General features: G+C 62.3%; 12 protein-coding genes. 6 read left to right on the forward strand and 6 right to left on the reverse strand.

Annotation, left to right across the window (positions count from 1 at the left end):
• Positions 1–125 precede the first annotated feature (125 nt).
• Together aroQ and J4E53_RS27190 are read left to right on the forward strand one after the other, a co-directional pair.
• Entirely contained in the window at positions 126–566 is a 441-nt protein-coding gene (aroQ, locus tag J4E53_RS27185; protein ID WP_047702651.1) for a type II 3-dehydroquinate dehydratase, read from the forward strand.
• A gap of 5 nt (positions 567–571) precedes the next feature.
• Positions 572–1,423, forward strand: a complete 852-nt coding sequence (locus J4E53_RS27190) for a shikimate dehydrogenase (protein ID WP_371919227.1) — start codon at positions 572–574, stop codon at positions 1,421–1,423.
• Between the two features lie 166 nt (positions 1,424–1,589).
• Here the strand turns inward: J4E53_RS27190 and J4E53_RS27195 are convergent, their stop codons facing one another.
• Positions 1,590–2,267: a TetR/AcrR family transcriptional regulator gene (locus tag J4E53_RS27195; RefSeq protein WP_060740520.1), complete on the reverse strand. Its 678-nt coding sequence runs from the start codon at positions 2,265–2,267 to the stop codon at positions 1,590–1,592.
• Between the two features lie 103 nt (positions 2,268–2,370).
• A complete protein-coding gene (gene quiC / locus J4E53_RS27200) occupies positions 2,371–4,272 on the reverse strand; it encodes a 3-dehydroshikimate dehydratase QuiC (protein ID WP_103310984.1) in 1,902 nt (633 codons plus the stop codon).
• A gap of 271 nt (positions 4,273–4,543) precedes the next feature.
• Here quiC and J4E53_RS27205 point away from each other — a divergent pair, with 271 nt between their 5' ends.
• Positions 4,544–5,881, forward strand: coding sequence for an MFS transporter (locus J4E53_RS27205; RefSeq protein ID WP_060740518.1), 1,338 nt, complete (start codon positions 4,544–4,546; stop codon positions 5,879–5,881).
• 177 nt (positions 5,882–6,058) lie between these two features.
• Here J4E53_RS27205 and J4E53_RS27210 read toward each other — a convergent pair whose 3' ends face one another.
• The gene (locus J4E53_RS27210; RefSeq protein WP_060740517.1) at positions 6,059–6,937 is read right to left on the reverse strand and encodes a DMT family transporter; all 879 of its coding nucleotides are present in this window, start codon (positions 6,935–6,937) and stop codon (positions 6,059–6,061) included.
• Between the two features lie 252 nt (positions 6,938–7,189).
• Between J4E53_RS27210 and J4E53_RS27215 the strand changes: the two genes are divergently transcribed.
• Positions 7,190–8,074 carry a neutral zinc metallopeptidase gene (locus tag J4E53_RS27215; RefSeq protein ID WP_060740516.1) on the forward strand — a complete coding sequence of 295 codons (885 nt, stop codon included), beginning with the start codon at positions 7,190–7,192 and terminating at the stop codon, positions 8,072–8,074.
• On the forward strand, positions 8,075–9,022 hold the full coding sequence (locus J4E53_RS27220; RefSeq protein WP_103310986.1) for a hypothetical protein: 948 nt from the start codon (positions 8,075–8,077) through the stop codon (positions 9,020–9,022).
• Between the two features lie 126 nt (positions 9,023–9,148).
• On the opposite strand, the gene J4E53_RS27225 is transcribed toward J4E53_RS27220, so the two are convergent.
• The 3 genes from J4E53_RS27225 to J4E53_RS27235 all read right to left on the reverse strand — a co-directional run bounded on the left by J4E53_RS27225 (position 9,149) and on the right by J4E53_RS27235 (position 11,283).
• Positions 9,149–9,742, reverse strand: coding sequence for an HAD family hydrolase (locus J4E53_RS27225; protein ID WP_103310987.1), 594 nt, complete (start codon positions 9,740–9,742; stop codon positions 9,149–9,151).
• Entirely contained in the window at positions 9,739–10,608 is an 870-nt protein-coding gene (gene tesB / locus J4E53_RS27230; RefSeq protein WP_060740513.1) for an acyl-CoA thioesterase II, read from the reverse strand. The genes J4E53_RS27225 and tesB overlap by 4 nt, the downstream gene beginning before the upstream one ends.
• A 105-nt stretch (positions 10,609–10,713) precedes the next feature.
• Complete coding sequence (locus J4E53_RS27235; RefSeq protein WP_060740512.1) at positions 10,714–11,283, reverse strand: GNAT family N-acetyltransferase; 570 nt, start codon at positions 11,281–11,283, stop codon at positions 10,714–10,716.
• Positions 11,284–11,356: 73 nt separating this feature from the next.
• On the opposite strand from J4E53_RS27235, the gene J4E53_RS27240 reads away from it, so the two are divergent.
• The gene (locus J4E53_RS27240; protein WP_103310989.1) at positions 11,357–12,277 is read left to right on the forward strand and encodes a histone deacetylase; all 921 of its coding nucleotides are present in this window, start codon (positions 11,357–11,359) and stop codon (positions 12,275–12,277) included.
• The last annotated feature ends 151 nt before the right edge of the window (positions 12,278–12,428 follow it).

Here is a 12,428-nt window from a genome sequence, read left to right on the forward strand (position 1 = left end):
CGATCATCGAACACTTAATGACCAAGGGCGTCGGCTTTATTTGACCAAATTAACCATCTAGTACAATTTATCTCCACCGGCTGAACCCCCGCCGACACCAACAATAAAAATGTGGAGAAATTGCGATGCCTCCGATCGTTCTGGTGCTCAACGGCCCGAACCTGAACCTGCTCGGCACCCGCGAGCCGGCAACCTACGGCCATGAAACCCTGGCCGACATCTCGGCACTGTGTGGCCGCGCCGCTGAAGAATTCGGCTTGGCGGTGGAGTTTCGCCAGACCAATCAGGAAAGCGAGCTGCTGGACTGGATTCACGGCGCCCGGGGCCGGTGCGCCGGTATCGTCATCAACCCGGCAGCCTGGACCCACACCTCCGTGGCGATCCGCGACGCCCTGGTGGCCAGCGAAGTACCGGTCATCGAAGTCCACCTGTCCAACGTCCACGCCCGCGAAACATTCCGCCATCACTCCTTCGTCTCATCCGTCGCCATTGGCGTGATGTGCGGGTTTGGCAGCCATGGTTATCGCCTGGCCCTTGAACATTTCAGTCAGCGGTTGAAGGGTTGATGTCCATGTCGAATATCACTGTGCTGGCCGGCCTGATCGGTGCGGGCATCCAGGCGTCCCGCACGCCTGCGCTACATGAGCAGGAAGGCGATGCCCAAAGCATGCGCTACCTCTATCGGCTGATCGACCTCGACGCGCTGAAACTCGACAGCGGCGCCCTGGCTGATTTGCTGGTGGCCGCCGAACGCATGGACTTCACCGGCCTGAACATCACCTTCCCCTGCAAGCAGGCGATCATCCCGCTGCTGGATGAGTTGTCGCCCGAGGCCCGTGGCATCGGCGCAGTCAATACGGTGGTGCTCAAGGACGGCAAGCGCATCGGCCACAACACCGACTGCCTGGGGTTCGCCGAAGGTTTTCGCCGTGGCCTGGGGGATGTGGCGCGCCAGCGCGTGGTCCAGATGGGCGCCGGGGGCGCCGGCGCGGCGGTGGCCCACGCGTTGCTGCTGGAGGGCGTGGAAACCCTGAGCATTTTTGACGTCGAGGTCAGCCGTGCCGAGGCACTGGTCAACAACTTGAACCAACACTTCGGCCCAGGCCGCGCTCGCGCCGGGCATGACCTGCCCAGCGCCATGGCCGAGGCCGACGGTCTGGTGAACACCACGCCCATGGGCATGGCGAAACTACCGGGCATGCCGGTGCCGGTCGAGCTGTTGCGGGGCACCCTGTGGGTCGCGGAAATCGTCTACTTCCCACTGGAAACCGAACTGCTGCGTAACGCCCGCGCCATCGGCTGCCGCACCCTGGATGGCGGCAATATGGCGGTGTTCCAGGCGGTGAAGGCGTTCGAACTGTTCAGCGGCGTGGCGCCGGATGCGCAGCGGATGCTGGCGCATTTTCAAAGCATGAATCACTAAAGCCTGGTGATAAATCCCTTGTGGGAACGACTTGTGGGAGCGAGCTTGCTCGCGATGACGGTATCTCAGTCACAATCGGTGTTGGCTGATCGACCGCTATCGCGAGCAAGCTCGCTCCCACACAAGCTCGCTCCCACACAAGCCAGCTCCCACATTCGGTTCGGTGTCAGGGCTGCAGGTAGCGCAACACCGACTCACAAACCATCTGCCGATGCCGCTGCTTGACCGCTTCAGCCGACAGGTCGATCTGAAAGATCTCACCGAACGTCTGGCGGTTGGATACTCGGTAGAAACAGAACGAGCTGATCAGCAGGTGTATATCCAGCGGCTCGAGGCCGGCACGGAACACGCCCTCTTCGGCGCCGCGACGCAGGATCACCCCCAGGGAATCGAGGATGGTGTTGGTCATCGCCTTGATCGTGCCTGACTGCTTCACGTACTCGGCGTTGTGGATGTTCTCGATGCAGACGATGCGCACGAAATCCACGTTGCGGTCGTGGTGGTCGAAGGTGAATTCCACCAGGCGCCGGATCGCGTCGACCGGGGCCAGTTCCGCCAGGTGCAAGCGGCTCTCGGTGGTGCGGATATCCCCGTAGAGCTTTTCCAGCACCTCGACGTACAACTGCTCCTTGCTGCCGAAGTAGTAGTAGATCATGCGCTTGGAAGTGTGGATGCGCTCGGCGATGGCATCGACCCGGGCGCCGGCCAGGCCTTGCTGGACGAACTCGACGATGGCTTCCTGAAGAATGTTTTCCCGGGTCTTTTCCGGGTTGTTCTTGCGACTCTTGCGCGGCGTGGCGACGGGTTCGTCGAGCGCTGCGGAAAGCTCTGGATTCATAGTCATTGCGGGGCTCACGGCCATCACTGCACAGGCTGGCGATTATGGGCCGCACCGTGCACTGAAGGAAGCCACGCCACTGCCCATTACCGCCGCGTTTACGATTTCTCTACAACTTGGCGTGCCGCAAGCCACCGCTGCGGGACTTGGCCATGGCCGCCAGGCGCACCGCGACGTTGGCGGCGCCATAACCGGCGTAACCGTTCTTGCGCTGGATGATCTCAAAGAAAAACCGCCCCTCGAACGGCTCGGTGTAAACGTGAAACAGCTCGCCACCCTGGGCGTCGCGGTCGTACAGCACGTTGAAATAGGCCAGTTCGCTAAGGAACTCGTCGTCGAAATCGAAACGCGCCGCCAGGTCGTCGTAGTAGTTGAGCGGGATGTCCAGCAACGGCACGCCCGCCTCTTTGGCACGACTGACCTGGGCGAAGATGTCGTCGCAATCGAAGGCGATGTGATGCACGCCGGAGCCGCGATAACTCGACAGCGCGTGTGAGATCGCGGTGTTGCGGTTCTCGGAAATGTTCAGCGGCAAGCGGATCGAACTGCAGCGGCTGCGCAGCGCACGGCTTTTCACCAGGCCATAGGGGTCGGGCAAGACGACTTCGTCGTCGGCCTCGAAATCCAGCAGGCTCTTGTAGAACAGCACCCAACTGTCGAGGCTGTCGGCCGGCAGCGCCATGGCCATGTGGTCGATGCGCTTGAGCCCGGCCCCGATGACAGCCCCCGGCTGCAGGTTGAAATCGGTGCCGTAGACGTCGGCTTCCTGGTCCACCAGGTAGATCAGGCTGCCGTCCGGTGCACGCACCGCCGCCAGCTCCAGCTCATTGGGCCCCACCAGCCCGCGGTAGGGCTGGCCCTTGTAGGCAATGGCCCGCTCCAAGGCGCTGGCACTGTTTTTCACGCGCACGGCGGTGGCGCACAACGAAGGCCCGTGGGCTTCGAAAAAACTGTGGGCGAAGGAGTACGGTTCGCTGTTGAGGATCAGGTTGATATCGCCCTGGCGCAGCAGGCTGACATTCTTCGAACGATGCTGGCCGGCCTTGACGAACCCCAGCCGCTCCAGCCAATGGGAGAGCTTGGCACCGAGGCTATCGTCCACGGCGAACTCGAGGAATTCGATGCCGTCATATTCGCTGGCCGGCGGGGTGGCGAACAAGATGTCGGCATTGCCGACGACGCTCGCTTCTTCGGCCAGGCGTTGGCGGGTCTTTTCTTCCAGGTACAGCAGCGAGCGCAGGCCGTCGGCAGCATTGGCCCGTGGCGGCGCGGCGCGGAAGCCGTCGTTGAAGATCTCCAGCGACAGCGGCCCGGTATAACCACTCTTGATGATCGGCGCCAGGAACCCCGGCAAGTCGAATTCGCCCTGCCCCGGGAAACAACGGAAATGTCGGCTCCACTCCAGGACATCCATGGCCAGGATCGGCGCGTCGGCCATTTGCACGAAGAAAATCTTGTCGCCCGGGATCTCGGCAATCGCCCTCGGGTCGCCCTTGAGGGACAAGGTATGGAAGCTGTCGAGCAACACGCCAAGGCTGGGGTGATCGGCCTGGCGCACGATGTTCCAGACCTGTTGATACGTATTGACGTGGCGGCCCCAGGCCAGCGCTTCGTAACCGATACGCAAGCCCCGCGCACCGGCCCGTTCGGCCAGCAGGCGCAGGTCATCGATCAGGATCTGCTCATCGCCGACGCTGTCGGCCGAGGCGTTGCTGCACACCAGCACCAGGTCGGTGCCCAGTTCCTGCATCAAGTCGAACTTGCGCTCGGCCCGCTCCAGGTTGCGCGACAGGCGATCACGACGGCAGCCCTCGAAGTCACGAAACGGTTGGAACAAGGTGATGGCGATGCCCAGGTCGGCGCACATCTGCCTGATTTCCCGCGGGCTGCCATCGTAATAGAGAAGGTCGTTCTCGAAGATTTCCACCCCGTCAAAACCGGCGGCGGCAATGGCTTCGAGTTTTTCCGGCAAGGTACCGCTCAAGGATACGGTGGCAATGGAACGCTGCATGACTTCGGCTCCCGGGACAGGCATCGGCTACAAAAGGTGCGCCGCTTTTGAAAGAGTCAGGCGATTATTGAGCTGCCGGTTTCTTTCAGCAATTTAATATGTACCATCCGGTTAGTTTTTTGGGCGATTATCGAACAAAATGCCGATTGCCGAATTGACGATTTTTTGCTCACTGCGCACCATCGCTCCCCACATCGACGCAAGCCCTGATCGCCGACGTCGATGGACAGACCCAGACCGACCATAAGAATTTCAAAAACGGGTACACGCTATGATTCCTTCCCAAAGTTCCCGCCTGGCCCCTGGCCTGGGGGCCTCCACCGGCAGCGTCGGTGACAAGATCCGCGGCGCCATGGCCGTGGGCAAGACCCGTTGGGGCATGCTCGCCCTGGTGTTTTTCGCCACCACCCTGAACTACATCGACCGCGCCGCCCTCGGCGTCATGCAGCCGATCCTGGCCAAGGAAATGAGCTGGACGGCGATGGATTACGCCAACATCAACTTCTGGTTCCAGGTCGGTTATGCCGTCGGCTTCGTGTTGCAGGGGCGGCTGATCGACCGGATCGGCGTCAAGCGTGTGTTCTTCTGCGCGGTGCTGCTCTGGAGCCTGGCGACCGGCGCCCATGGCCTGGCGACGTCGGCGGTGGGCTTCATGGTCTGCCGCTTCATCCTCGGTCTCACCGAAGCCGCCAACTACCCGGCCTGCGTGAAGACCACCCGGCTGTGGTTCCCGGCGGGCGAACGGGCCGTGGCCACCGGCATTTTCAACGCCGGGACCAACGTTGGCGCGATGTTCACCCCGATGCTGCTGCCGCTGGTCCTGCACGTGTGGGGCTGGCAGGCCGCGTTCCTGTGCATGGCCGCCCTGGGCGGTATCTGGTTGCTGTTCTGGGGCCTGAAATACTTCAACCCCGAAGACCACCCCACCGTCAAACAGTCGGAGCTGGACTACATCCAGGCCCAGGATGAACCGGACCAGGTCCGCGTACCGTTCTCACGCATCCTGCGCATGCGCGGCACCTGGGCATTCGCCCTGGCCTACTCGATCACCGCGCCGGTGTTCTGGTTCTATCTCTATTGGTTGCCGCCGTTCCTGAACCAGCAATACAACCTGGGCATCAACGTGACCCAGATGGGCATCCCGCTGATCATCATCTACCTCACCGCCGACTTCGGCAGCGTGGGCGGCGGGATCCTGTCTTCGTTCCTGATCGGTCGCGGCCTCAATCCGATCAAGGCGCGGCTGGTGTCCATGCTGCTGTTCGCCTGCTGCATCATCGGCGTGATCATGGCCGCCGGCGCAAGCAACCTGTGGATGGCGGTGTTCGCCATTTCCCTGGCCATCGGCGCGCACCAGGCCTGGACCGCCAACATCTGGAGCCTGGTGATGGACTACACGCCCAAGCACATGATGAGTACGGTGTTCGGCTTCGGCGGCATGTGCGCGGCCATCGGCGGGATGTTCATGACCCAGTTGGTGGGCCACATCCTCACGATCACCAACAACAACTACACCGTGCTGTTCACTCTGATTCCGGCGATGTACTTCATTGCCCTGACCTGGCTGTACTTCATGGCGCCGCGCAAGGTGCCGACCCTGGAAAACTGATTCCAGTCAGCCCGGATCATTCATCCAACGGTGGGAGCCAAGCCACTGCTGTGGGAATGACTCTCTACTGTGGGAGCAAGGCTTGCCCGCGATACAGGCGCCTCGGTTCATCAAGGACCACATCGCCCTCATCGCGGGCAAGCCTTGCTCCCACAATCGATCCCTCCACAATCCGTGCTAAACCCGCCGCTGCTGCCACGCCGCCGCCAACCCACTCAAGCAGATCAGGGCGATGCCCACCACGGTGGTCAGCGTCGGCGTATGGCTGAAGAACAACCAGCCCAGCAGCCCGGCAAACACGATCTGGCAATACCCGAACGGCGCAAGCAGCGCCGGGGCGGCAAAGCGGAAGGCTTGGGTCAGCATCAGGTGCGCGGTCATCCCACAGGCACCCAGCGCCAGCATCATCACCCCATGCCACAGGCTCGGCACTTGCCAGAAGAACGGCACCAGCGCGCTCATCACCAAGGTGTTGCACAGGCCAGCAAAGAAATTACTGGTGGTCGGGCTGTCGATCTCGCTGAGCTTGCGCGTGAGCAGTTGGTAGAAACAGAAAAACAACGCCGAACAGAAGGGCAACAACACCGCCGGGGTGAACAGATCGCCACCGGGATGGACAATGATCAACACCCCGATAAAACCGAAGATCACCGCGATCCATTGACCGCGCGTCACGTGCTCCCCCAGCAACGGCACCGACAACGCGGTCACCAGCACGGGCGCGAGAAAGTTGACCGCCGTCGCCTCCGCCAGTGGAATGAACATCAACGCGGTGGTGAAAAACAGACTGGTGCCCAGCAGGCACAAAGCCCGGGCCAGTTGCCATAAAGGGCGCTTGGTACGCAGGACACGCAACCCAGAACGGGGCAGGAAAATACCCGCCATCAGCAATGTGTGCACCACATAGCGGGCCCACACCACCATGACGATCGGATAGAAACCCGAGAGATATTTTGCTAAAGCGTCATGACTGGAGAACAGGAACGTTGCGACCAGAATAAGCACGATGCCCTTGAAAGCCTGATTGACGCCGGAGAGCGGTGTGCTGACGGTCATGAGGGAAACCTGCGTTGCTTGATGTAGGGGCCGTGACGCACGTTGCAGTTATTGGGCCAGCGAGCATGCCGATAAGTTCTGAATCCGAAGTGTAATGAAAATTCCGCAGCCAGGCAGGATTGGCTCATCGCTGAACCAAAACCCGTGTCCGTTGCCTGACAGCTCAAGCGCGGCGCGCACCTTGGGCGCCTAAAAGCTAGACTCACCGCCACAGCAGTCATTTCTAGCAGAGTCATTCAGAGGACTTCCCACATGTTATGGAAAAAAGGTCGCCGCAGTGACAACGTGGTGGACGCCCGTGGTGACGGTGGGGGCGGTGGCGGAATGCGTTTCGGTGGCGGCAAGGGATTGAGCCTGACCGCCATTCTCCTGATCGTCGGCATTGGCTGGATCACTGGCCAGGACCCGATGCAGATTCTCGGGCAACTGGCCGGGCAGATGGACCAGTCCGCGCCTGCCACTTCACAAACCCGCCAGGCGCCACCGGCCAACGATGAACAGGCCGAGTTCGTGCGCTCGATCCTCGGCGATACCGAAGACACCTGGGGCCAGGTTTTCCAACAGGCCGGACGCCAGTACCAGCAACCCAAACTGGTGTTGTTCAGCGGTCGAGTCAACTCGGCCTGCGGCCTGGCCTCCTCGGCGACCGGTCCGTTCTATTGCCCGGCGGACCGCCAGGTCTACCTGGACATGAGCTTCTTCAAGGAAATGTCCCAACGCTTCGCCGCCGCTGGCGATTTCGCCCAGGCCTACGTCATTGCCCACGAAGTCGGCCACCACGTGCAAACGCTGCTGGGTGTATCGGCGAAGATCCAGGAAGCCCGCCAGCAAGGCCGGCAGATGGAAGGCGACGGCGGCTTGTTGGTACGCCAGGAATTGCAGGCCGACTGCCTGGCCGGCGTCTGGGCCAACCATGCGCAAAAACGCCTGAACTGGTTGGAGCCGGGGGACATCGAGGAGGCCTTGACCGCCGCCAACGCCATCGGCGATGACCGCTTGCAGCAACAAGGCCAGGGCCGCGTAGTGCCGGACTCCTTCACCCACGGCACTTCGGCGCAGCGGGTGCGCTGGTTCAAGACCGGCTTCGCCCAGGGCCAGGTCAGCCAGTGCGACACGTTCGCGGCGAAAAACCTGTAGATGAAATGGCGCGCGTTGATCGGGCTGGTGCTGTGCTGCGCCGTTGCCCAGGCCGAGGAACACGGTGTCAACGTGGTCGCCCAAGGGCGCCTGCAACTCAAGGGCGGCGCCATGACCGTCGCCGTCAGCCCACCCCCGGCGTCCATCCAGCGCGTGCTGATCATCCTCCATGGTCGGCTGCGCAATGCCGAGACCTACCTGCACAGCGCCGAAAAGGCCGCCGAGCAGGCGGGTCAATTGGCCACGACCCTGATCATCGCCCCGCAGTTTCTCAACGAACAGGACGTGGCCAGGCATCAATTGCCCAACGACCTTTTACGCTGGCACGGCAACGACTGGATGGCCGGTGGTTTATCCACAGGGCCGAATCCGGTCAGTTCCTTCCAAGTGCTCGATGACATCGTTGCGCGGGTCAGTGACCGGCAGCAGTTTCCGGAAGTGAAGGAGATCGTCATCGCCGGCCACTCCGGCGGCGCCCAGGTGGTGCAGCGCTATGCCCTGCTCGCCCAAGGCCAGTACCGGATCAACCCGCGGTTTGTCATCGCCAACCCGTCGTCCTATGCCTATTTCGATGGGCAACGGCCCATGGCATTCGACTCCGCCAGTTGCCCTGGTTTCAATCGCTGGAAATACGGCCTGCAGGACCTGCCCGCCTATGCCGCCGGACAGACGCCCACCCGCCTGGAGGAGAACTACGTCAAACGCGACATCGTTTATCTGCTCGGGCAGCAGGACGTCGACCCGGAGCATCCGGCGCTGGACAAAGGTTGCGAGGCGCAGACCCAGGGGGCATATCGGTTACTGCGCGGGCATTTCTTTTTCGACTACCTGACCCGGCGTCATCCCGTGGGCCTGAACCAGCGGCTGATCGAAGTGCCGGGGGTTGGGCACGATGGGAGTGGGATGTTCAATTCGCCGGAGGGGTTGAAGGTGTTGTTTGGGCAGTGAGTTTTGTATCGGCTGGACGGGCTTCATCGCGAGCAAGCTCGCTCCCACAAAGTTTTCTGCATTCGCCGCATATCCACTGTGGGAGCGAGCTTGCTCGCGATAGCGGCTAGCCAGCCAATATTAATCTCAAGCCAAAAGCATCCGCCGCAACTCAACACAATCGCGCGCATGCCAGTCCGTCAGCTCCGGCCATGGATTGTCCGGCAGGTTCACCAACACCGTCCGCGCACCCGCTGCCCGGCCACAGTCCAGATCGAAGCGGTAGTCACCCACCATCACCAGCGTGTCCGGCGCCACGTTCCAGGCCTCGGCCAGTTTCAGCAGGCCACCGGGATGCGGCTTGGGCGGTGCCTCGTCGCGGCCCAGCACATCCTCCACGGCGAAACAGTCCGCCAGGCCAATGGCCTCCAAGGTCACGTGGGCCAATTCGCGGGCGTTGCGGGTCAGGATCCCCAGGCGATCGCCGCGCCCGGCCAGTTCTCGCACCAACTCGACCGCGCCAGGCGCAGGCTTGGAACCCAGCGCCAGGTCCCGTTCGTGTTCCAGCAACCAGGCATGCTTGGCCGCCGCTTCCTCGGCGGGCAACCCTGCCAGATGAGTGAGGATGTCATCTTCGGCGGGAATCGCCAGGGCCACGCGGATTGCCGCGAAGTCATGCACGGCAATGGTCAGCGTGCCATCCATGTCGAACACCCAGTGACGAACCTCGGACAGGCTCATGCCCAGTCCTTGCGGTGGCGAATCAGGCCTTCCTGGGTGACCGAGGCCACCAGTTGCCCGGCGCGGTTGAACACGCTGCCCCGGGAGAATCCACGGGAGTTGCCGGCCCACGGGCTGTCCATGGCGTAGAGCAACCAGTCATCGGCGCGCAGGTCGGCATGGAACCACAAGGCGTGATCGAGGCTGGCGACCTGCATATCCTTGTGCCACACCGATTTGCCATGGGGCAGCAGCGAAGTGGTCAGCAGGCCGAAGTCCGACGCGTAGGCCAGCAGGTATTTATGCAAGGCCGGCGAGTCCGCCAGGGCGCCATCGGCACGGAACCACACGTATTTCACCGGGTCGGCCGGTTGTGGGTTGTAAGGGTCTTTTTCGGTGACCGGGCGCACCTCGATCGGCTTGGGGCACAGCAGTTTTTCGCGCATGTGCTCGGGCAGCAGGTGCGCCCGCTGCTGGGTCAGTTCCAGCTCGGACGGCAGGTTTTCCGGCCCCACCACCTGGGGCATGGTGCTCTGGTGTTCAAAGCCCTCTTCGTCGTACTGGAATGACGCACTGCAGGTGAAAATCGGGTTGCCCTTCTGGATCGCCGTCACCCGGCGGGTGCTGAAGCTGCCCCCGTCACGCACCCGGTCCACCTGGTAGACCACCGGCAGCGCGGCATCGCCCGGACGCAGGAAATAACCGTGCATCGAATGCACATGGCGCGCCTCTTCCACGGTCTGGCTGGCCGCCGACAACGACTGGCCCAGCACCTGGCCGCCGAACAACTGGCGAAAGCCCAGATCCTGGCTGCGACCGCGAAACAGGTTCTCTTCGATCGGTTCCAGGGTCAGCAGGTCGACCAGATCTTCCAACACGTGGCTCATTCAGACTTTCCTCACACAGCGCAATGACCGCGCAGTCTACGCTGCGGCGGTGGATCGATTGTTGGCCCGGGCCATTTGGGCGGGCATTGTAAACGTCCGTGTCGGCTAACCGTGAAGGGTCTGCAACCACTGCTCACGATTGATGCGATAGAGCACATGGTGACGCAATGGATGACCGACGGCGAGTGTCGGGTGCTCGAAGTCATCCGCCGGGGCGTGCTGCATGCCAATGGCCTGCATGACCTTTTGCGAGGGCAGGTTATCGACGGCGGTGAACGCCACCACTTCGTCCAGCGTCAACTGGTCGAAGGCACAACGCAGGGCGGTCCACGCCGCTTCGCTGGCATACCCCAGGCCCCAGTGCTCCCGGGCCAGGCGCCAGCCGATTTCGATGGCCGGCGTGAACGGCGCGTCGAACCCGACCACACCGAGCCCGGTAAAGCCGATGAAGTCTCCGGTGTCCTTGCGTTCCAGCGCCCACAAACCAAAACCATGCTCGGCGAAATGCCCCCGCACGCGGCCGATCAGGGCGGCGCTTTCCAGGCGGCTCAGGCGTTCCGGGAAATAACGCATCACCTGCGGGTCGGCGCACATGGCGGCAAATTCCGGCAAGTCATCATCGCGCCACTGCCGCAAGAGCAACCGTGCGCTTTCCAGTTCCAGTATCGGCTCCATCTTCACTCCCTTTCCATGCTCCAGAGTCTACATCGCTGGTAGGATCCGTCACTCAATCACTACTGAAAACACCATGTCACTGCCGCTGATCTATCACGAAGACTACAGCCCCGAATTCCCGGCGGAACACCGTTTCCCCATGGACAAGTTTCGCCTGCTGCGCGATCACCTGGTGGACAGCGGCCTGACCCGCGACGCGGACCTGTTGCGTCCGGCGCTGTGTCCGCCGGACATCCTCGCCCTGGCCCACGACCGTGCCTATATCGAACGCTACATGGGCGGCGAGTTGTCCCGCGAAGACCAACGGCGACTTGGCCTGCCCTGGAGCGAGGCCCTGGCCCGCCGAACGGTGCGCGCCGTGGGCGGCTCGCTGCTGGCCGCCGAACAAGCCCTTGAACACGGACTGGCCTGTCACTTGGCCGGCGGCACCCATCACGCCCACTACGACCACCCGGCCGGGTTCTGCATTTTCAACGACCTGGCGGTGATCAGCCGTTATTTCCTGGCCTGCGGTCGGGTTTCACGGGTGCTGATTTTCGATTGCGATGTGCATCAGGGCGACGGCACCGCCCGAATACTCCATGACACCCCGGACGCCGTGACAGTTTCCTTGCACTGCGAAAAGAATTTTCCCGCACGCAAGGCGCACAGCGATTGGGACATTCCCCTGCCGATGGGCATGGAGGACGCCGCCTACCTGAAGGTGGTGGACGACGCCCTCAACTACCTGCTGCCGCTCTACCAGCCGGATCTGGTGCTGTATGACGCCGGTGTCGATGTGCACAAGGACGATGCCCTCGGTTACCTGAAACTGACCGACGAAGGCCTCGCCGCCCGGGACGAGAGCGTCATGCGCCATTGCCTGGGCCGCGACATCCCGGTGGTCGGCGTGATCGGCGGTGGCTACAGCAAGGACCGCCAGGCCCTGGCTCGCCGCCACGGGATCCTGCACCACAGCGCACAAAGGGTCTGGACGTCATCAGGTTGTCACTGAAACCTGGGCTTTACCCACAATGCCTGTGGAGCGGCCTGTGGATAACCTGAGCGAAACGGCCTACAGGCTATGTTGCCTATAGCTTGCAGGGGCTTGGCTGTTTTTTGATCAGAGTTCTCAACAACACCTACCGACCCAGTTGTGGGAGCGA

This window comes from Pseudomonas sp. FW305-28 (assembly GCF_017351395.1).
GTDB classification, from domain to species: Bacteria; Pseudomonadota; Gammaproteobacteria; order Pseudomonadales; family Pseudomonadaceae; genus Aquipseudomonas; species Aquipseudomonas fluorescens_AA.

Coding starts and splice junctions, on each gene's coding strand:
- aroQ (WP_047702651.1), top strand. CDS start 126: ATGCCTCCGATCGTTCTGGTGCTCAACGGCCCGAACCTGAACCTGCTC.
- J4E53_RS27190 (WP_371919227.1), top strand. CDS start 572: ATGTCGAATATCACTGTGCTGGCCGGCCTGATCGGTGCGGGCATCCAG.
- J4E53_RS27195 (WP_060740520.1), bottom strand. CDS start 2,267: ATGACTATGAATCCAGAGCTTTCCGCAGCGCTCGACGAACCCGTCGCC.
- quiC (WP_103310984.1), bottom strand. CDS start 4,272: ATGCAGCGTTCCATTGCCACCGTATCCTTGAGCGGTACCTTGCCGGAA.
- J4E53_RS27205 (WP_060740518.1), top strand. CDS start 4,544: ATGATTCCTTCCCAAAGTTCCCGCCTGGCCCCTGGCCTGGGGGCCTCC.
- J4E53_RS27210 (WP_060740517.1), bottom strand. CDS start 6,937: ATGACCGTCAGCACACCGCTCTCCGGCGTCAATCAGGCTTTCAAGGGC.
- J4E53_RS27215 (WP_060740516.1), top strand. CDS start 7,190: ATGTTATGGAAAAAAGGTCGCCGCAGTGACAACGTGGTGGACGCCCGT.
- J4E53_RS27220 (WP_103310986.1), top strand. CDS start 8,075: ATGAAATGGCGCGCGTTGATCGGGCTGGTGCTGTGCTGCGCCGTTGCC.
- J4E53_RS27225 (WP_103310987.1), bottom strand. CDS start 9,742: ATGAGCCTGTCCGAGGTTCGTCACTGGGTGTTCGACATGGATGGCACG.
- tesB (WP_060740513.1), bottom strand. CDS start 10,608: ATGAGCCACGTGTTGGAAGATCTGGTCGACCTGCTGACCCTGGAACCG.
- J4E53_RS27235 (WP_060740512.1), bottom strand. CDS start 11,283: ATGGAGCCGATACTGGAACTGGAAAGCGCACGGTTGCTCTTGCGGCAG.
- J4E53_RS27240 (WP_103310989.1), top strand. CDS start 11,357: ATGTCACTGCCGCTGATCTATCACGAAGACTACAGCCCCGAATTCCCG.